The sequence below is a fragment of the Halalkalibacter krulwichiae genome, from assembly GCF_002109385.1.
GTDB classification, from domain to species: Bacteria; Bacillota; Bacilli; order Bacillales; family Bacillaceae_D; genus Halalkalibacter; species Halalkalibacter krulwichiae.
This window is the reverse complement of record NZ_CP020814.1, coordinates 692,898-713,326: the sequence shown is the minus strand read 5'-3', so window position 1 is coordinate 713,326 and position 20,429 is coordinate 692,898. Positions and strand designations below refer to the sequence as shown.

Genomic DNA, 20,429 nt, shown 5'->3' with positions numbered 1-20,429 from the left:
AGATATTTCTCCTATCTACTTATTACTAGAAGCGAACTCCTTCACAGTGGAAATATGACTAATCAGATACAAATCTCTTCTTCCCATTTCTTTCTGAAGAGAATTGCTTTATAATAAATTTATGATTTGTGACAAGGAGGAATTTAAATGGGTACATTACTCATCCTTGGTGTTAGTATTGTTTTCTTGACTGCTATTTTCACTGCAGGCTATGAAGACAATCCGCACAAGAACTAACAACCTCTTTATTTTTTTGAAAATCGACCAAGCTCTTATGAGTCTGGTCGATTTTTACATTATGATAAATTTTGAAAGCCTTGTTGGCGAATCGCTTCATAAATGACGATTGCTGCTGTATTAGATAAATTCAATGAGCGAATCTTATCTGTTTGAGGAATCCGAAAACAACGATCAATCCGCTTTTCAACAATCTCCTTTGGTATTCCAGTTGTTTCTTTCCCAAATACAAAGAAATGATCTAGATCATTGTTAGAATAATCAAATTCACTATAGTTCTTTGTTCCAAACGTTTCAATAAAATAAAACTCACCATTTGGATATGATGTGAAAAGCTCGTCCATTGAGTCATAATACTTAATAGTAACACTTGGCCAATAATCACAACCAGCTCGCTTTAACATTTTATCATCAGTAGAAAAGCCTAGAGGACGAATTAAGTGCAAAGTTGTATTAGTCCCCGCACATGTTCGAGCGATATTTCCTGTATTCGCTGGAATTTCTGGTTGATAAAGCACGATATGTAAACCCACGTGCATACACCTCAATTTCTCTCATACTTTGTTCTTGCTATTACATCCTACCTATAATACGACAAAATCCATTATAACACCTCTTAGGAAAAGAAGAAACGTAAAGAAGGAATGCTCTAATTCAGCTCGTTCACATAAATTGCTCTCTTAAGCATTTCATGACAAACTTTATTAAAGCATTCCTCATTTTTAATTTATTATATGAAAGAACTTATATTTGATATTCGGGGTCCAAGCTGTTGAATCTTCATATTTCCAATAGCGCATTCTACTATTAGCCGTTTGTGCATTCACTAACGGCTCCCCGTTTGCATCTTTAGCGACTACGATGGTTGTATGTTGCCAACGTCCATCACCATCAAAGTCATAGCAAATAATATCTCCTGGTACAAGTTCCAAGGCACTTTGTCTTTCCTCACCGCGGAAACCAGTTTTCGCACCACTTAAATACCATCTAAACGAATGAGCCACTGCCCAACTTAAACTCCAATTGTCACCACTATACCACCAACCCTTTGCTCTATCTGAGTGCCAAGCCATTTGCGCACCACCCGCACTTAGACACTGAGAAATAAAATTGGTACAGTTATCGGTGAATTTCCTATATTCTGGATTATAATCATCCCACCAACGCTCTGCATATCTAACCGCGTCTCTTCGATTATAAGCTCTTAGAGCTTGACTTCGGTGCTCTATATTTTGTCTTGGTGACTTTAACGCTTGTTTCTCTTCCTCATAATGGTGATGAGCTTGATCCAATGTTAGTTCATCATTCTTAAAAGAAGCTCTCCTCCCTTCTCTTAGTTCTTCAATGTACAACTGATCATGTAATTGTATAAGAAACTCAGAGTGTAGACCATAATCGACTACAAGCTCATCGCCTATACGTGAACTACGTAAAATATCTCCTTCTACACGCGCTTTAACAATTTCAGCTCCTCTCTTCCTATGCATTCTAATTTTTCGTTCAACCACTTCATCCTTTTCGTCTCTGCTTTCTTCAACATATTGTCTATTTCGTTTCTCAATAAGATCATGTAATTGTTTTACTATGTTTTTCTTCATAGATCACTTCCCCTTCCACTAAAAAACCTATGCTTTCCTAGGTATTTTTAGTAATCCTAATCTAAGCAGAGAAAGGGTCTGGAGTTACATCAATCAACGACAATATCTCTAGAAGAAGCAGTCCTTACAAATAAAAAAAGGAGTGATGCGCTCACTCGCTCACTCTTCTTACGATATTTTTTCAATTGCACCTTCTAAACTTAACAGAAGTTCTTTTTTATCAAGCCCTCCACCATATCCAACCATATTTCCGTTACTCCCTATCACACGATGACATGGGATAATAATAGGGACTGGATTTTGGTTATTGGCTCCACCTATCGCACGAACTGCTTTAGGAGCACCTACTTTTTGGGCAATTTCTTTGTATGATTTCGTTTCACCATATTCAATTTCGCTTAACGTATTCCAAACTTTCTTTTGGAATTCAGTTCCACACAAATCAAGTGGAACACTAAATCTTGTTCTCTCACCTGAGAAGTATTGTTGTAACTGCTCACAGATAGGCTTTAAAGTATTCTCACAGGGAATAAGATCGCCTTTTCTGCCTTGTTTTGTTAGCCAGGCTTTTAAAGTTGCCATACATTTAGTTAATTCGCCAAAATGAATATGACAAACGCCTTTATCTGTTGCAACGATCGTAAGAGCACCTAGGGGACTATTCATTTCTGTGACATAATGAGGTATTTGCGTTGTCATCTAATCCCTTCCTTCCGATTGTCCAATCTATTCCTCATCTTACATTATTAAACCAGTTTTGTGCTAGACGACTATTCCTTATATTCCATTATATTTAGTCCTTTATCGATCTCTCGTAGCACTTTATCGTCTTTTTCGGTGTTTTTCACTTCATCAAGCAGCCTTTTCTCTTCGATGCTCCCTATTACACCTATAGCCCAGGCAGCCGTTCCTCTTATAACGGGGCGAGGATCTTTCTTTAGGAGATCCGCTAAAATAGGCAAAGCTTGCTGATCTTTGAAATGAGCAAGGGCAATGATTGCATTTCTTTGAATTGGCTTTTTCCCACGCCATGAACCAGAAATGTGTCCAAACCTCTCTTTAAACTCACGATTACTTATTGTAAGAAGAGGGATTAGTTTGGGCTTAGCAATCTCGGGATCTGGTTCCATCTCCGGGTGGTTATGAAAATCTTTTCCTTTATTCTCAGGACATACTTGCTGACATGTATCACAACCATATAGTCGATTTCCTAACTTTTTTCGATATTGGTCTGGAAGAAAATCTTTTGTTTGTGTTAAGAAAGCAATGCATTTATTTGAATCTAACTGGCCACCTTGAACGAGGGCTCCAGTTGGACAAGCATCAATACATTTCGTACAAGACCCGCATTGTTCTATCATTGGTGTATCAGGTTCAAAGGGAAGAGTCGTTACTAACTCTCCTAAATAAACATAACTACCGAATTCTGGAGTTATAGTGGCGCAGTTCTTGCCACTCCAGCCAATTCCGGCTCGTTCTGCAACAGCACGGTCTGAAAGCTCTCCTGTATCAACCATTGAAATGGTCTTCGCTTCTGGAGCACGTTCCTTGAGAAAAATTTCAAGTTTCTTCAATCTATCTCTTAAAATATCGTGATAGTCTTTTCCCCACGAGGCACGACAGAATATCCCTCTCCGTTCTTCTTTCGTATTTCTAGGTGAGTTAGACATCTTAGATGGATATGCAAGAGCGATCGATATTATGGTTCTTGCACCTTGAAGCAACTTCTCAGGATAAACTCTCTTTTCAATATCGGATTCTTCAAAACCAGATTGATACCCAAGCTGTTGCTGAGTTAGTAGTCGATTTTTTAATTCGGCAAATGGATCTGCAGATGCAAAACCAATTTTATCGACTCCTATTGTTTTACTATATGCAATAAGCTCATCCTTTAATTGGGCAAGTGTCATTGGTCAATCACCTTTCTTCTCCCTTTTCCTCCCTTATGCTAAAATGTAAAGCAATACATGCTAGGAGGCCTATATATGGTAAACGTAATTATTGATCAATCCATCTCCTCTAAACTTCCAACGTTTAAATTAGGAGTAATCTTATACAATCATATCGTGATTAGTGATTCACCTCAAATGTTAAAAGGACGTTTACAGTTTTTTCAAGAAACATTAAGATTTGAATTAGAAACTAAAGAGCTCATTGATTATAAAGGAATTGCAGAATGGAGAAACATATTCAAAACGCTTAATATGAATCCAGGGAGATACCGCCCTTCTCAAGAATCACTTTTTAGACGAATTAAAAAAGGTAACTCCTTACCGCTTGTCCATTCTGCCGTTGATTTAAATACATTCTTTTCTTTGCAGTATTGTATTCCAATGGGGATTTATGATCGCGATCATATTAGTGGGAACATTTCATTACGATTAGGAAAAGAAAGCGACTCTTATTTAGGTGTTAATGGTCGAAATAATGATATGAGCGGAAAGCTAATTGTTGCTGACAACGAAGGGGCCTTCGGTAGTCCAATTGTCGATTCAGATCGAACAAAAGTAACGACTCAGACAACCTCTGCCGTACATATATTCTATTTACGACCAGAGATGAATGTAGATGAAGCAAATAAACTCCTTCAAGCAGCTGCTAATATGTTTACACAGGTTCATGGCGGAACTTCCACTTTTACTATTGTCACTTAAAGGAAACCTCAGCCATTTTCACAGACTTTACCAACTTTAATTATAAGAAAATGAAAAAAATGGTTTATAATTTTCATGAAATGGGTAAAAGTAAAGTGAAGCGAATTTGAGGAGGTTATGATATGAGCCAAGAAAAAGTTTCTACAATCTTAAACAAGCAAATTGCAAACTGGAGTGTACTTTTTGTTAAATTACACAACTACCATTGGTATGTCAAAGGGCCGGCATTCTTTACATTACATGACAAATTTGAAGAATTATACAATGAAGCGTCTACCCATATTGATGAATTAGCGGAACGATTATTAGCTCTAAAAGGGCATCCTGTTGCTACTATGAAAGAATTTCTAGAAACTTCATCCATCCAAGAAGCTACAGGCAGCCAAGACGCTGAATCTATGGTTGGAGAACTAGTAGAAGATTTCAATACAATTATCGATGAGTTAAAAGATGGAATGGAAGCAGCTGATTCTTTAGGCGACGAAACAACAGCGGACATGCTATTAGCTATTCATCAATCTTTAGAAAAGCATAATTGGATGCTACGTTCATTCTTAAAATAAAGCTTCCTAACGGAAAGTTAGAAAGAGGTCAAACCTAACAAGGTTTGACCTCTTTCCCTATATCGCCTAAACCTCTTAGTTAATAAACCATTCTTCCGAGTGCACCATCCTCTATTAATAAGTCTTGAATGTCATATACGGATATAACAAAATAGGGAAATCCCCATGCATAAGGAAGCAATTCATATAGTTGAAAGTAAATAATAAGCGCTTTATCCGAAATATAATAATATTGGTTGGATGAAACGCCTTCAAAAGGAGCAATTAATGGCAATTCACGTTCTTTAATTTGTTCGTTTATTAAAAAGTTGAGCCTATTCTTATAATCAGTACTTGGCTTAAATAAATCTTTTAATGAATAGACGAAACCGTTCTTTATATTCATCGTCAAAGACTTTAAGAGGGTAACACCATGCGCTCCACCAGAATAAGAATAATGACTATTGGTAAGGCTTACAATATCTCGTTGATTAGTCTTAATTTCATATCCTCCGGTTATAGTTGTTTGAGGATTCTCTTTGTAACCCTGCTTTTTCATCATAGTCATGACTTGCTTTTTTATTCGCTCATTCAACATCATTTGTACTGTATAATCTTTCAATCGATGAAGCTGTGGATAATAAACATCTAAACGATTTGATACGATATGCCTGGAGATAATATCAGCTGGCAATTGTGAAATGTTCATCGTATCCCCCCTCTTAAGAATCTATATGCAACGAACACCACTAATTATTTATCTAAAAAAACTGTTTTTCCTTAGGCACAAATGAAACAATCCTTTCCGGAGGTTGTTGCTTTAAGCTTCGTTAAACATTAGCAATAAAATTACCTTTTATAACACAGCAAAAAAAAATGGACCATTATGAGATTGCTCACAAATGATCCACTTTTTTTATTATTCTGCTTCAGGTGTAAATGACCGTTTAGAAAATTCATCATCAAGCATAAAAAAGGCATTGCTGTCATTTTCAATTCGTTTTAACTTCTGAATAATGCTATCAAATAGATCTTCTTCTTCAACCTGCTCATCGATAAACCACTTTAAAAAATTGATGGTTGCATGCTCTCTTGCATCAAGAGCCAAGTCAGATAAGTGATAAATCTTTTTCGTAACTTCTTTCTCTTGTACCAATGCTTTCTCATATGCATCAAGAATAGAAGAAAAGCTATTATTAGGCTCTGGCAGTGCTTGAATCTTTGCTCTCTCACCTAATGCATTGATAAAGTTATAGAACTTCATTGCATGAAACCGTTCCTCTTCAGCTTGAACTAAGAAGAAATTCGCAAAGCCATCATAACTTTCTGCAGAGCAATAGGCTGCCATTGCTAAATAAGAATGTGCCGCATAAAATTCATAATTCATTTGATCATTAAGCCCTTTAACTAGTTCATCACTTAGCATACTCATCACCCTTTTTTATAAAGTCTAACTATATTATAACATTACCATGATTTGTTATGATATTCTTAACTCAAAGAACCATCTCTTCTTTATCCGACTCTACTCTCAGGGCGTTCTTCCTCTAAAGGACTTTGAGCCCATTGAAGCTCATTATTTAAATTATTTTCATGACGCTTTTTTACTTCACTTGACCATTTTTTCATATTAGCCATATAGTGAATAACAGCATCTTTCCACTTCAATACCCAAGCAATGTTAAAAAAGATCGCTGATGTTCTTCGATTAAAAAAGTCACTAGGCGTTGTCACCATCTCATGCTCCATCCCATACTTTAACTGAGCTAACAATAAAGGTGGAAGCTGATATTGTTCTGCTTCTCCTTTGTCTTCTCTTATGAATCGATACACAGAATCTATGTTGGATCCGTAAAGTCTTATAACTTTTTCTGCCTCTTGTTTTTCAAGACCTAACTTTACTCCCTCAAGTGCCTTACGCGTTACAAAAGACTCATACTTTACAGAACCACCAACTTCGCCTCCGGACAACTTAATTGAATCGGTTGTACAAGGTTGATTGTTGCCTAACTGCTTTGCGACAATATCAACAATTCTTTCAGCCATTTTCCTGTAACCAGTTAGTTTTCCACCGGCAATAGAAATTAAGCCACTATCTGAGAAGAAGATTTCATCTTTTCTTGAAATCTCCGAAGCACTTTTCCCTTCCTCATGAATGAGAGGACGTAACCCACTCCAACTAGACTCGATATCTTCTGCTGTTAACTGCACTTGAGGAAACATATAGTTAATAGCAGCAATGATGTAATCTCGATCTTCTTTTGTCATACGAGGATTCACAAGATCGTCCTTATAAAACGTATCGGTTGTACCTACGTAAGTTTTCCCATCTCTAGGAATCGCAAAGACCATGCGTCCATCTTTTTCTGTATCAAAGTATACCGCTTGCTTCAAAGGAAAACGATTTTGATCAACAACTAAATGAACACCTTTTGTTAAATGCAGAAACTTTCCTTTTTTAGAGCCATCTTGTTCTCTTAATGTATCAACCCAAGGTCCTGCAGCATTAACAATTTTCTTTGCATAAATCTCATAAACAGTACCAGACAAAACATCCTTTACCTTAACCGCCACAACTTTTCCATCCCGGTATATAAAGCCGACTGCTTGTGCATAATTGACTGCTTTCGCCCCCGATTCACAGCTTCTTTTAATACCTCAAGCGTCAATCGAGCATCATCGGTTCGATACTCTACATAGATTCCACCACCCTTTAAACCTTCTTTACGTATAAGTGGCTCCTTACTTAAGACAGTCTTCTTCGATAGCATTTTCCTTCTTTCATGCTTTCTTACTCCTGCTAAATAATCATACACTTTCAACCCTATTGAAGTTGTGAATTTGCCAAATGTACCACCTTTAATTAAAGGCAGTAACATCCACTCAGGCGTCGTTACATGTGGTGCATTTTCATAAACAATTGCTCGTTCTTTGCCCACTTCCGCTACAAGCTTCACCTCAAACTGCTTTAAATATCGTAATCCTCCATGAACCAATTTGGTCGAACGGCTCGATGTCCCAGAAGCAAAGTCTTGCATTTCAATCAAACCCGTACCCAACCCTCTCACTTTTGCATCTAGTGCAATTCCAGCACCTGTAATTCCACCTCCGATAACAAGTAGGTCTAACGTTTTTTCACTCATATCTTCTAAAATCGCTTGACGATTATCACTTGAAAAATTCCCCATCATAATCTCTCCTCTTTAATTGGTCATAATAGAAAAAAAAGAAGACCACAACATCTCTTAATAACATAATTGCTAAAAAGAGTGTTGTGGTCTTCTCCTGATCTCCGACCAAATATTAACTTACCATCATTATAACTTATAGTTAAGCTTTTATAAAGGGATATATTGTGTAAATTCATTTTATCTTCAACAGACGATTATAAGAAGAAAGACAGTGTATACTTATAAGAAAGGAAAGGGTGTGCCGCTTCATGAAGCAAGCTCAGTCACTTGAAGAAGTTAAAGAGTTTATAAAGAATAATGAATTAAGTTTCATTTACATCTATTTGCCCAATTGAACAGTATGTCACACACTCCTTCCTCAGGTTGAGGAAGTATTAAAGGAATTTCCGCGAATACAATCTCTCCTAGTTAATGGTGAAAAGATTCCTGAGATTGCAGGTTACCTTATGGCATTTACTGCACCAGTTTTAGTTTTTCATGTTAACGGGAAAGAAGTTTTGCGAGAAGCTAGATTTGTACACTTAGAAGACTTCAAGTCGAAAATAACGAGGATTTATGAAAATAACTAAAAAGAAGGAGGCTGCCTAGCAGTCACCTTCTCTCTATATTACTATTCAATGTTATTTGAAAATCCGACTAGCCTCTACAGCTTTCTTCCAACCATTATATAAGTCCTCTTGTTCTGCTTTATCCATCGCATCTTCAAAACGCTGATCCAGGGCCCACTGCTGCTTAATCTCCTCTTTATCTGCCCAAAACCCAACTGCTAGACCTGCTAAATACGCAGCTCCTAACGCTGTTGTCTCTTGTACTTTTGGTCTTTCAACAGGAACACCAAGCATATCACTTTGGAACTGCACTAGAAAATTATTTGCAACGGCACCACCATCGACTCTTAGTGTTTTTACAGAAATCTCTGAGTCTGCCTCCATTGCTGTTAGTACATCCTTCGTTTGATAAGCTAGTGATTCAAGTGTTGCCCGAATAAAGTGTTCTTTCTCTGTTCCCCTCGTTAAACCGAATACAGCCCCTCTCACCTCACTGTCCCAGTACGGAGTTCCTAATCCAACAAAAGCTGGAACAACATACACTCCTTCAGTCGAGGTTACCCTTTTAGCATATTGTTCACTATCTTTTGCTGACTTGATCATCCTTAAGCCATCTCGTAGCCATTGAACTGCAGAACCAGCAACAAAAATACTCCCCTCCAATGCATACTCTACTGTTCCATTCACTCCCCATGCAAGTGTTGTCAGAAGACCATGATTAGAGGTTACTGCCTTACTTCCTGTATTCATTAACATAAAGCATCCTGTACCATACGTGTTCTTTGCCATTCCTTCTTCAAAACAAGCTTGACCAAACAATGCCGCTTGCTGATCTCCTGCAGCCCCTGCGATCGGAACTTCGGCTCCAAAGAAATGATAATCAACTGTTGTCCCATAAATTTCCGAAGACGGTCTCACTTCGGGAAGCATAGATTTGGGCACTTGGAGCATGGTCAGTAATTCATCATCCCAGCTTAAATTATAAATGTTATAAAGCAATGTTCTCGATGCATTCGAATAATCTGTTACGTGAACTTTCCCTCCAGATAGTTTCCAAATCAACCAAGTGTCAACGGTTCCAAATAATAGATCTCCTTTCTCTGCTTTTTTTCGAGCACCTTCCACATGATCTAATATCCACTTAACCTTTGTACCAGAAAAGTATGCATCAATTAGCAAGCCTGTTTTCTCTTTTACAATTTGTTCGTATCCTTTCTGTTTAAGTTCTTCACATATATCAGCTGTTTGCCTCGACTGCCAAACAATCGCATTATACACTGGTTTTCCAGTATGCTTATCCCATACAATTGCTGTTTCACGCTGGTTTGTAATTCCAATCCCTGCAATTTCCTTTGGGTTTATATTTGACTTAAGCATAACACCAGATATAACAGCAAGAATCGAAGCCCATATTTCATTTGCGTTATGTTCAACCCATCCCGGCTGAGGAAAGATTTGCTCAATTTCCTTTTGTTCCACTCCGACAACCTTTCCTTGCCGATCAAATATGATGGCCCTAGAACTTGTTGTACCTTGGTCCAACGCAAGAATATACTTTTTTTCCATATTGCTTCCCCCATTATTCAGTGTTTTCATATTGCAGACTTTTGCACATGCTTTAAACGTAATTGTGATTTTCTTTCTGTTCTAATACATATATACAAAGTTACCATAAATAAGACGATCATGATCCATAAAGCAGAGGAAACAACACCTTCAAAAAGAGCTGCATACGTTAAAGCTCCAAGTCCCCCTCCGATTATAGGACCAATAACAGGAACCCAAGCATAGGTCCATCCTGATTTCCCTTTCCCATCAATGGGTAATAAGAAATGGGCAATCCTTGGTCCAAGGTCGCGTGCAGGATTAATTGCATAACCTGTTGTTCCCCCTAAAGACATACCAATGACAACAACGAATAACCCAACGATTAATGGATTTAATCCTTCTGTAAAATCATTAGCACCGATAGCTAGCAAGCCCATCACAAGAATAAATGTTCCAAACACTTCACTGAAAAAGTTTGAAGGCTTGTGTTGAATAGATGGCGATGTCGAGAAAACAGCTAACTTTGCTCCTTTATCATTTGTCTGCTTCCAATGCGGATAATAATGCAGCCAAACGAGTACAGCCCCGATAAAAGCACCTAATAGCTGAGCTAAGATATAAGGAGCGATACTAGTCCAAGGGAATTCACCTATTAAGGCAAATCCAATCGTAACAGCCGGATTCAGATGAGCTCCACTGATCCCTCCAACTGCATAAATGGCAATAGAGAGGCCAAGTCCCCATCCAAATGTGATCACAATCCAACCGCCTTGCTGAGAGCTCGTCTTGTTTAAGACACTTCCGGCAACGACACCAGCTCCAAAAATAATGAGAATCATTGTCCCAATTAACTCACCGATAAACGGCATCATCTACAACCCCTACCTCTCTTTTTGCAACAAAAAAAGACGAGCAAATAAACCTACTATATAAAAATAGGCAAATATGCTCGTCTCCAAATCTCCGTCACAAACTATTAACTTGTAGTCTATTAAAACACAATATGAAAACGGTGTCAATTACACCTTCTACCTTTTTTCTTAGTCATTTAGAGATCCCATAATTCACGCCTAGACGTTGTTACCCCAATAGCCCCTGCTTCCAGTGCATTTAATACTTCAATCTTTCCCCTAATTAATCCTCCTGCAATGATCGGAATTTTAGTCCGTTCATATACCTCTTTAATAATGTGAGGCATCACTCCTGGCAGCACCTCAATATAATCAGGTTTCGTAGTTTCTAGTAATTTGTAACTTGTTTCTAAAGCAATTGAATCTAGTAAAAATAGGCGTTGAACAGCAATAATTGAATTTTTTTTGGCTGTGAGTACGACATTTTTTCTAGTAGAGATAATTCCAGCTGGTTTAATTTCCTGACACAAAAATTGAGCTGCATATTCATCCGTTTTTAATCCTTGTACAAGATCTGCATGTAGAAGTACCTTTTTACCAGCATGATTCGCCATTCTCATTAGACTTTTAAGCTGACTAACATGACTATTCAATAAAATAATCACATCAAATTTACTCTTGAGTAATTTTTCAAACTCCTTCAATGACCTAGCCGCAGGAAAAATCTTCTGATTGATGAAATGATGTTGTGTCATATCCTCATCTCCTTCCACTATTTGTTTATTAAAGCAACTTTCATTCGTGCTGTCAAAACAGAGTTCGTACGACATTAGAAATTATTGAGATTTTGAGATTCCTCTATCAATCGACTAATATACTAATCGAATCGGCAAGCTTGAATATATGGGACTGGCTTATCTCAAGCTAAAGAAACACTGCAATCACAGGAGATTGCAGTGTTTCTTTTCACTATTTTTAACCTTCAGCTGACATCTCTAAATCTTCAATACGTTTCTCTAAATACTGAGTATCTTTACGTGCATTAAATCGTTCAGCCTTTTCTACTTTTACCGCAACGTTATAGCTAGGAATCTTAGCGAGTTTCTCATAAACACCTTTTGGAAGCAAAAAGTTTCCTTCTGGGAAATGAACCTCTAAGTTTCCTCTTGCAATATCGACAAATTTAGCTTTACCAGTGAATACACCATGTTGGTTATAAACTACAACTAATTCACGTTCTGTAATGCTCAAATCTTTGGCATCTTCTGCATTCATTAAAACATCATAACGGTCCGCTTCATTAAATGGGTCATGCTCACTATATACCATCGAGTTGAATTGCTTGCCACGTCTTGTTGTGACGTAGAAATCTCCAGCCACTTTATTTAAATCAGGAATATCAACAGGAATTAAGTTCCCTTTGCCGTCTGGCGTTGGACAAATACCATCTTCACAGAGCCATGCTCCACCCCACTGGAAAACATCTCCTTGTTTCTTCAAGTGTTGAATTCCATCATAATTTGGATTGGCTAGAGCAATCTCGTCACGAATCGCTTGACCATCTTTAAATTCTACTAAATGAGCTTCTTCAGGCTTGACACGTTTGGCAAGATCAATATAGATTTGCCATTCTGATCGTGCTTCTTCAACAATTTGTTTATTCCCTTCGATCTTCGGTGAGAAATATACCATTCGCTCAGTTGAAGTAGACGTTCCGCCCCCGTCTTGTTCATACCTCGTTTTAGCAGGTAGAACAATTACAGCTTCCTTTGCATCTACCAGTGTCGAAGTATTGAAAATAATATCTTGATGAACGCGAATATCGAGTTCTGATAATGCCTTCTCTACAAATTGTGGATCTGGCATTGTTTCTAAGAAGTTACCACCTGATAAATAATACATCTTAATTTTACGTTCATGATCATCCGGTAATAAGCAGTTTTCAAGAGAAACTCCTAGTACATCTCCTTGCCATTTAGGAATGTTAAAGTTCCATAGCTTCTCCATGCGCTCAATGTTGTTAGGTTCAAAGTCTCCACCAGGTAATACAAATGGATCAGCCCCCATTTCTCCACTTCCTTGAACACTTGAATGTCCACGGATCGGCATCACACCACAGTGTTCACGACCTAAAAATCCACGTAGTAATGCAAGATTGGCCACTTGTGAAATATTATCTGACGCGAATGTATGCATCGTTAACCCTAACGACCATACAAATACACCTGATTTGCTATTCGCTAATAACTCTGCTAATTCACCGATTCTCTCTTTTGATACTCCCGCAGATTGAACAATGTCATCCCAAGACTGCTCCTGTACTTTTGCTTTTAACTCCTCATAGCCATTAACGTGCTCTTTTACAAATTGATGATCAACAGCAGATCCTGGTTTGGTTTCTTCCATTTCGAACCAGTGCTTCATAATTCCATGCATGAAAGCAATATCTCCACCAATATTAACTTGGTAGAAATCATCAGCTAGTTTCGTTCCAAACAAGGCTGATTCCCCTACAGATGGAATCCAGTAGTTTTCCATTGCAGGCTCACGGTAAGGGTTAATACAGATAATTTTTGTTCCTTTACGTTTAGCTGCGTACATGTATTTCGTTGATACCGGTTGGTTATTAGCCGCTACAGAGCCCCAGAATACGATGACATCCGAACCAATCCAATCTTTATAGTTACAGCTTGATGCTCCAATTCCAACAGAACGTTTCAGCGCAGTTTTAGATGGAGAGTGACAAATACGAGAAGCATTATCAATATTATTAGTTCCAAGAAAACGAGCAACTTTCGCTGCAACATAATAAGATTCATTCGTAATCCCACGTGAAGTTAAAAAGAATCCGTAGTTTTTAGGATCTAACTTCTTCATTTTATTCGCGATCATTTCCATCGCATCATCCCATTCAATTCGAGAGAATCTTCGCTCTCCTGGTCTACGAATCAATGGATATGGAACACGGCCTAGCTCCCGTAGCTCTGCACTTGTATATTTACGAAGTTCATCAATATCAGCATGAACAATTTCTTCTTTCATCGCTGGCATTGTATTTAAACGTAACACATTTAAGCGTGTCGTACAGACATGGGGTCCTGCAAGAGTTTGATCATACAGACCTGCTACCCCAAGCGCACATCCATCACAAACACCCTTTGTAATAATATTTTTTGCATAGTTTAGATTATCTTTATTATTCCAAACCACTTTCATAGTTTCTCTAATATGTTTCGGCTTCACTTTTCCAAGTCCAAACGGAACCTTACTTACCCAATGTTTAGGAGCTGGTGTGCTAGGCAATTTAATAGGTCCAGTGTGTTTTGTTTTCCCCATGATAAGTCACTCCTTGTTCATTTCTTTTCATATCTATGTTTTCCCTAAAATATTCATGTTGAAAATATAAGACGGAAGTACAATTCACTTGTATTTCAATTTCCAAAAAATATATGTTCCATTAAAAAAACCACCGTTTATCCCCAACACAAAATAAGGATTATCCGGTGGTTTAGTCTTTGGCAGGGTCGCTGCTAAGTGCCAGAACCAGCTATTACTTTTTGATAGAGAATTTGGCCTCGATGTCTTCATCAAAAACAAAAATGGACATCCCAAAATCACGTTCAAGATCAATATCAACAAACAGATCTAGGAACTTGCACTGTAAGAACTCCTCCATCTCAGCTGGAGGATTTTTTCGATACATGTCTTTCACCATCTCTGTTCGTGCTGCACGAAGCATTTGCTTTCCTTCATCAGCTGTTGCAATAAATTTTTCAACAGGTGATAAATTCCCTTCCATTTCACAAATAGCCCAGTTTTTGCAGAAAGTTGTACTTACCTTACTCGGGCCTTTACCCATATGCTTCTTTCGAAATGAGCGTACAAGATTGCTAAATTCCGCCTCATATTTATTCATCTTTGTTTACCCTCACTTACTTCTTATTCCTTTAAAGAGTAGATGGAGGAACAACAAAAGTCAAATCTTTAACTCGCCATTGCTTTTTCTTTATTTTCGTTAGCTTGCTTTAACTGTTTAATGTCAATGCGAATGAGAAGAGAAACAATTAAAGCAGCGATAAACATAAAGCCAAAGATGTAAAGTGTGCCTGCATAACTATCAGTTGTTTCACGTACCCATGATGCAATAATTGGACCTGCTAGACCAGCGGCTGCCCATGCGGTTAGAATATACCCGTGAATAGCACCTAATTGTTTTGTTCCAAACAGATCTCCTATATAAGCTGGTACCGATGCAAATCCACCTCCATAACAAGTCAAGATTAAGAACAACACTACTTGGAACATTATGGCGTGCGTAATGCTTGGCAATAAGAAAAATGATCCGATCTGAATTGCAAAGAAGGCAGTGTAAACATTCGCTCTCCCAATATAGTCCGAAATCGATGCCCAACCAATTCTGCCTAGGCCGTTAAACACGCCCATGATCCCTACCATGGTAGCTGCTGCCGCTGCAGATAAACCTGCGATCTCTTGCGCCATTGGTGAAGCCACTGACAATATAGCAATTCCACAAGTAATATTAATAAAGAGCATGATCCATAAATACCAAAAACGTCTAGTCTTAACAGCTTCGTTCGCTGTTAATTGCGACAGATCGCTAACAACTTTTTTACCAGTTGATGTTTGAATGTTTTCCATGTATCCTGCTGGTGGCCTCTCAATGTATAAGGCAGAACTAATCATTATGATAAAGTATATAGTACCTAAAATATAAAATGTATTAGATATGCCAACAGACCCAATTAAATTTGCCATAATCGGGCTAGCTATCATGGCAGCAAAGCCAAACCCCATAATCGCAAGGCCAGTTGCAAGCCCTCGGCGGTCTGGGAACCATTTAATTAAAGTTGAAACCGGTGTAATATAACCAACTCCCGTTCCAATGCCTCCTAACACTCCATAAGTGAAATATAATAACCAAATCGACTCAAGTGAAACAGCAACCCCAGAACCAATCAAACCAATTCCAAAGAAAATTGCGGCAACAATCCCCGACCTACGCGGTCCATATTTCTCAACAAAATGTCCCATAAAAGCTGCAGAAAGACCTAAAAATAATATCGCAATACTAAATGTAAAAGAAACGGAACTTAGTTCCCATCCAAACTGCTCCATCATCGGATTTGTAAAAACACTCCACGCATAGACAGAGCCAATTGAAATATGAATGCCGACTGCTGATAATGCAATCAACCAGCGATTCTTTACTTTCCCCATTTTCTCACTCCTCTTTTTCCCCACAAAAAAAACGTCGCTACTTTCTTAAGAGTCATCCTCACACAAAGAATGCATAAGTATCTCTCAAAAAAGCTGCGACGATTAGTCTCAAGCAGGTTACGCTACTTTCATACCAATAGAAATCGCTTACAGACTTGTAACAATTAAAACTGATGACAGGTTCGCTATCTCATATCTTTAAATGTTACAAATTTATGAATACACATAAATCATAACGTGTTTTTCACATTTTTTCAATATATTTATATAGTTACTTCAGCCAAAACTTTTATATTTTTCTATTAGTTATTGTGATCTTACTTACTTGTCACTAAATGAAATCTATGTTTATATTTAAAGCATTGAACCGGAAGGGAGACTTACTAATGGAAGAAAGTTTAAGCATTAATAGATCTATTTATAAGTATCAGCTTGAGCAACTTGTTGAAACTGAAGATGAGATTGTCATTGAGTTCCCTTTAACTATTTATATAAATAATGAAGAGTTCGCCACAATGGTATGCAGCCCAGAAAACCTTGATGAAATGGTTATCGGCTTCTTAGCTTCTGAAGGCGTCATCCGTTTTAAAAAAGAAATTAAAGAAATGAAAATTGATGCAGACTGTGGATTTGCTTATATTGAATTGCACAAAAAAGAAGTAAGAAACCAACAAGATTTTTCAAAAAGATTCATAGGCTCCTGTTGTGGGAAAAGTAGACAGTTTTATTTTCAGAATGATGTACGAACGGCAAAAACTTCCATGGTCAAAACTACTCTTACTGCCAAACAATGCATTGAGTTGATGAAAAAAATGCAAAATGATAGCATTGTATTTAAGAATACTGGTGGCGTTCACAATGCTGCACTTTGTACAGCAGAACAACTGATTGTAAGTCGTTCTGACATTGGTAGACATAATGCTTTAGACAAGTTATATGGCTACTCTCTTTTAAATGGGATCCCTGTTAAAGATAAGATACTTGTATTCAGCGGAAGGATCTCGTCTGAAATTTTAACAAAAGCTGCAAAGATCGGTGTCGGGGTCGTCTTATCGAAGTCGGCACCAACAGACCTCGCGATTAAACTCGCCGAAGATCTTAATATTACAGCAGTAGGATTTATTCGCGGGCAATCATTTAATATTTATTCTCATCCCGAACGAATCGTTCTCAACTGATGAAAGGAGAGATTACTTTGAGTCATTGTAAAATTGATCACCCTTTAGAGGATGTGCAAAGGAAACTTGAATCACAAAAGGATTTTCTTCCAGCTGACCTATACAAGCGCTGTGAGAAATTTCTAACACAACCACGATCGCAAAGTCTGTTAAATGAATTATTTCATTTATTAAAAAAATATGACCTAGCGTCAACCGAAGAGAAAGAAAATAGAAATCAACAACTTAACAAGTTAGTCTAATTTAAATAATCCCCTCACCTATTGGTAAGGGGATTTGTTATTCTCATCCTCCGCTCACGGGAGGAATAAATGCAACTGTATCACCGTCTTTTAAAACATCGGATTCATTTGCATAGCTTTCATTAATCGCAATCATCATCGTATCATTTAAAGATGTAAGCTTAAATTCTTTTATTAGCCAATCCTTTAGCGCACTTACTGTCACACCTGCTTTTTCGACGTTTATTTCATTAACCCCTGCCTCTTCCTGAAGTTCGGCAAATAGTAAAATGTTAATCATTTTTCTTCCCTCCCAAATTCGGTACACCTTCTGGATAAGGAGTTTTCTCAAGTTGATCGCCAATCCATTTTGTCCCATCTTCCCAAAATTCCTTCTTCCAAATTGGAACAATTTGTTTAATACGCTCCATAGCATATTCATTCGCTTCATATGCCGCCTTACGATGTGGAGTAGATACGGCAATAATAACGGCAATATCCGTAATATCTAATGTCCCAACTCGATGAGTTATAGCAACCGTTGCTCCTGGCCATTTTTCTTCAACTTCTTTACCAATTTGTTCAAGCATTTTAATTGCCATCGGCTTGTAAGCTTGATATTCAAGCTTCAATGTTCGTTTCCCGTGTGTTAACTCTCTTACGGTCCCGATGAAAGTAGCAATAGCCCCACACTCTCTACGAACTACTTTTTGGACAACCTCATCTAGAACTAATGGGGTCTCTTGAATCTCAAATAGTTGAACCATGTTAATCACTCAATTTCTGTATTATATAGTTAAGGTAATCCGAAGAATCATCTAAATTATAGATGGGATAATGTCTCGTTTCAAGCTGAACAGGCTTCCAAGTGATGACACAAACAATATTCTCTAACTTCTCTAATAATTTTACATCTTCTATTCCCCTTATTAGAACTACTTTAGGATAGGACTCTTTTTTAAAGCCTTCTACGAGAATGACATCAGGAGAAAAATGTTGATACAACAAAATGAGCTTTTTTAACGACCATGTTTGATTTTTAATATGGAGTTGTAACGCTCCTCCACCTTCTACCGCTGTCATACTAGCCCCAGCTTGCTCATGCCTCTCACTATCTTTTAAGACAATTTCTTTTTTTAGAGACGTATGATGACCATGGTGTTTAATTGTAGCGGTATCCCACCCTAAAGAGGTGCATTCCTTTATTACCTTTTCCATCAATGTAGTTTTCCCGCTATTCTGATAACCGACTACTTGTAAGATGCGACAATATTGCTCCACGGCCACTCACTTCCTTGAGTATCTTCTAACAAAAGCACATCAATTGTCATGCCCTTTTCGTACCCTCTTGTGCCACCTGGCAACACCATGAAACAGTCTGCTCCTCCTAAAGAGCTAACAATCCCCGACTTATCAACACCCGATGGCGAGGCAACTAATTGGCCATCTATGAAATCTACCTTAGACCTTACTAACCTCATAAAAGGATTAGGCTTCGGGAAGTCCACACCAAGAGTCGCTTGGGCTTTTCTTAAATGAGGAAGATGACTATATAATGATTTACGGACCATTGGCCTAACAAAAAGTTCAAAGCCAACATAACAAGCTGATGGATTACCAGATAGTCCATAGATCATTTTCTCTCCTAAATTAGCAACGGTTGTGACACTTCCCGGTCTCATAGCGACTTTATTAAACAGTACATTAGCACCTAGCTCGTTTAATATTGCTGGAACATAATCAAAATCACCAACTGAAACACCACCTGTCGTAATGAGCATATCTACCTCAGTGAGAGCTTTTTTCGTTGCAACAAGGCATTCATCAAAGTCATCATTTAGTTTACCGTAATAAATAGCTTCTCCCCCTGCTCTAGCAATCTGCGCCATAATCATATGAGCATTACTATTACGAATTTTGCCTGGAGCAAGAGGTTCTTCGACGTTTAACAGTTCAGATCCAGTTGCAATAACTCCTACTTTTGGCTTTATTGCTACTTCTACCTGTGCATATCCAAACGTAGCTAATAAAGCAACAATTCCTGGATTAATTTGAGTCCCTTTTTCAACTAGAATCGTTCCTTTTTGTGTGTCTTCTCCTTGCCTAGAAATGTTATCTCCCTGATTAAAGGAACGCTTAATTTGAATCTGCTGCTGACCATTCTCACTAGTAACCTCTTTTGTTAATTCAAGCATCACAACTGCATTACAACCTTTTGGGATAGGAGCACCTGTCATGATACGAACTGCTTGTAAAGCCTGGACTTCTTCTTCAAATACAAACCCCGCTCCAATGGCCCCTACTACATCTAAGCATACTGGATGATTTGCAGATGCTCGGCTCGTATCTTCTGCACGAATTGCAAAACCATCATAGGGGGAACGGTCAAATGCTGGAACATCATGCGAAGCGATTAAATCTTCAGCTAGAAACCTTCCATAAGCCTCCTCAATCGCAATGGTTTCTTTTTGCTTGATTACCGAATTAGCACTGACCTTTGCTACTGCATCTTCAACTGAAATTGGTTTTCTTCTTTCAACCATGTTATCCCTCCACTTAAGCATTCTTTTATGATCTAACAGCTTAAAAAGGTTGTCACAAAAGATCGTCCTTTGACCTTTTG

The 20,429-nt window shown here is 37.9% G+C and carries 20 protein-coding genes and 1 pseudogene; 4 read left to right on the top strand and 17 right to left on the bottom strand.

The window, feature by feature from the left end; all coding sequences use genetic code 11:
* Positions 1-296: 296 nt before the first annotated feature.
* From trmL to queG, 4 genes are all read right to left on the bottom strand, one after another.
* Positions 297-770, bottom strand: coding sequence for a tRNA (uridine(34)/cytosine(34)/5-carboxymethylaminomethyluridine(34)-2'-O)-methyltransferase TrmL (gene trmL / locus BkAM31D_RS03770; protein ID WP_066156066.1), 474 nt, complete (start codon positions 768-770; stop codon positions 297-299).
* Positions 771-959: 189 nt separating this feature from the next.
* The gene (locus BkAM31D_RS03765; RefSeq protein ID WP_174521920.1) at positions 960-1,835 is read right to left on the bottom strand and encodes an amidase domain-containing protein; all 876 of its coding nucleotides are present in this window, start codon (positions 1,833-1,835) and stop codon (positions 960-962) included.
* 168 nt (positions 1,836-2,003) lie between these two features.
* The gene (locus BkAM31D_RS03760) at positions 2,004-2,534 is read right to left on the bottom strand and encodes a methylated-DNA--[protein]-cysteine S-methyltransferase (protein ID WP_066156071.1); all 531 of its coding nucleotides are present in this window, start codon (positions 2,532-2,534) and stop codon (positions 2,004-2,006) included.
* A gap of 71 nt (positions 2,535-2,605) precedes the next feature.
* Complete coding sequence (gene queG, locus BkAM31D_RS03755; protein WP_066156073.1) at positions 2,606-3,745, bottom strand: tRNA epoxyqueuosine(34) reductase QueG; 1,140 nt, start codon at positions 3,743-3,745, stop codon at positions 2,606-2,608.
* 75 nt (positions 3,746-3,820) lie between these two features.
* Between queG and BkAM31D_RS03750 the strand changes: the two genes are divergently transcribed.
* Together BkAM31D_RS03750 and BkAM31D_RS03745 are read left to right on the top strand one after the other, a co-directional pair.
* Entirely contained in the window at positions 3,821-4,489 is a 669-nt protein-coding gene (locus tag BkAM31D_RS03750; RefSeq protein ID WP_066156076.1) for a B3/B4 domain-containing protein, read from the top strand.
* 122 nt (positions 4,490-4,611) lie between these two features.
* Positions 4,612-5,052, top strand: a complete 441-nt coding sequence (locus tag BkAM31D_RS03745; protein WP_066156079.1) for a Dps family protein — start codon at positions 4,612-4,614, stop codon at positions 5,050-5,052.
* 79 nt (positions 5,053-5,131) lie between these two features.
* Here BkAM31D_RS03745 and BkAM31D_RS03740 read toward each other — a convergent pair whose 3' ends face one another.
* From BkAM31D_RS03740 to BkAM31D_RS03695, 9 genes and pseudogenes are all read right to left on the bottom strand, one after another.
* Positions 5,132-5,740 (bottom strand): DUF3298 and DUF4163 domain-containing protein, encoded by a 609-nt coding sequence (locus tag BkAM31D_RS03740; RefSeq protein ID WP_066156084.1) that lies wholly within the window; start codon positions 5,738-5,740, stop codon positions 5,132-5,134.
* Between the two features lie 210 nt (positions 5,741-5,950).
* A complete protein-coding gene (locus tag BkAM31D_RS03735; protein ID WP_066156087.1) occupies positions 5,951-6,457 on the bottom strand; it encodes a ferritin in 507 nt (168 codons plus the stop codon).
* Between the two features lie 89 nt (positions 6,458-6,546).
* A pseudogene (locus BkAM31D_RS03730) lies at positions 6,547-8,225 on the bottom strand (glycerol-3-phosphate dehydrogenase/oxidase).
* A gap of 617 nt (positions 8,226-8,842) precedes the next feature.
* Positions 8,843-10,336 carry a glycerol kinase GlpK gene (gene glpK / locus BkAM31D_RS03720; RefSeq protein WP_066156092.1) on the bottom strand — a complete coding sequence of 498 codons (1,494 nt, stop codon included), beginning with the start codon at positions 10,334-10,336 and terminating at the stop codon, positions 8,843-8,845.
* A 26-nt stretch (positions 10,337-10,362) separates the two neighbouring features.
* Complete coding sequence (locus BkAM31D_RS03715) at positions 10,363-11,190, bottom strand: MIP/aquaporin family protein (protein WP_066156095.1); 828 nt, start codon at positions 11,188-11,190, stop codon at positions 10,363-10,365.
* Positions 11,191-11,366: 176 nt separating this feature from the next.
* Entirely contained in the window at positions 11,367-11,924 is a 558-nt protein-coding gene (locus BkAM31D_RS03710; RefSeq protein WP_066156099.1) for a glycerol-3-phosphate responsive antiterminator, read from the bottom strand.
* Positions 11,925-12,144: 220 nt separating this feature from the next.
* A complete protein-coding gene (locus tag BkAM31D_RS03705) occupies positions 12,145-14,505 on the bottom strand; it encodes an FdhF/YdeP family oxidoreductase (protein ID WP_066156102.1) in 2,361 nt (786 codons plus the stop codon).
* Between the two features lie 214 nt (positions 14,506-14,719).
* The gene (locus tag BkAM31D_RS03700; protein WP_066156104.1) at positions 14,720-15,085 is read right to left on the bottom strand and encodes a Na-translocating system protein MpsC family protein; all 366 of its coding nucleotides are present in this window, start codon (positions 15,083-15,085) and stop codon (positions 14,720-14,722) included.
* A 68-nt stretch (positions 15,086-15,153) separates the two neighbouring features.
* On the bottom strand, positions 15,154-16,407 hold the full coding sequence (locus BkAM31D_RS03695; protein WP_066156107.1) for an L-lactate MFS transporter: 1,254 nt from the start codon (positions 16,405-16,407) through the stop codon (positions 15,154-15,156).
* Positions 16,408-16,793: 386 nt separating this feature from the next.
* Here BkAM31D_RS03695 and fdhD point away from each other — a divergent pair, with 386 nt between their 5' ends.
* Positions 16,794-17,585: a formate dehydrogenase accessory sulfurtransferase FdhD gene (gene fdhD, locus BkAM31D_RS03690; protein WP_066156109.1), complete on the top strand. Its 792-nt coding sequence runs from the start codon at positions 16,794-16,796 to the stop codon at positions 17,583-17,585.
* A 17-nt stretch (positions 17,586-17,602) separates the two neighbouring features.
* Positions 17,603-17,827, top strand: coding sequence for a group-specific protein (locus BkAM31D_RS03685; RefSeq protein ID WP_235820479.1), 225 nt, complete (start codon positions 17,603-17,605; stop codon positions 17,825-17,827).
* A gap of 43 nt (positions 17,828-17,870) precedes the next feature.
* On the opposite strand, the gene moaD is transcribed toward BkAM31D_RS03685, so the two are convergent.
* Genes moaD through BkAM31D_RS03665 form a run of 4 tightly spaced genes read right to left on the bottom strand, consistent with a single transcriptional unit; the run spans position 17,871 to position 20,349 of the window.
* Positions 17,871-18,107, bottom strand: coding sequence for a molybdopterin converting factor subunit 1 (gene moaD / locus BkAM31D_RS03680; RefSeq protein WP_066156114.1), 237 nt, complete (start codon positions 18,105-18,107; stop codon positions 17,871-17,873).
* Positions 18,100-18,573 carry a molybdenum cofactor biosynthesis protein MoaE gene (locus BkAM31D_RS03675; RefSeq protein ID WP_066156117.1) on the bottom strand — a complete coding sequence of 158 codons (474 nt, stop codon included), beginning with the start codon at positions 18,571-18,573 and terminating at the stop codon, positions 18,100-18,102. Before BkAM31D_RS03675 ends, moaD begins: the two co-directional genes overlap by 8 nt.
* 1 nt (position 18,574) lies before the next feature.
* The gene (gene mobB / locus BkAM31D_RS03670) at positions 18,575-19,093 is read right to left on the bottom strand and encodes a molybdopterin-guanine dinucleotide biosynthesis protein B (RefSeq protein WP_066156120.1); all 519 of its coding nucleotides are present in this window, start codon (positions 19,091-19,093) and stop codon (positions 18,575-18,577) included.
* Positions 19,057-20,349, bottom strand: a complete 1,293-nt coding sequence (locus BkAM31D_RS03665) for a molybdopterin molybdotransferase MoeA (protein ID WP_066156122.1) — start codon at positions 20,347-20,349, stop codon at positions 19,057-19,059. The genes mobB and BkAM31D_RS03665 overlap by 37 nt, the downstream gene beginning before the upstream one ends.
* Between the last annotated feature and the right edge of the window lie 80 nt (positions 20,350-20,429).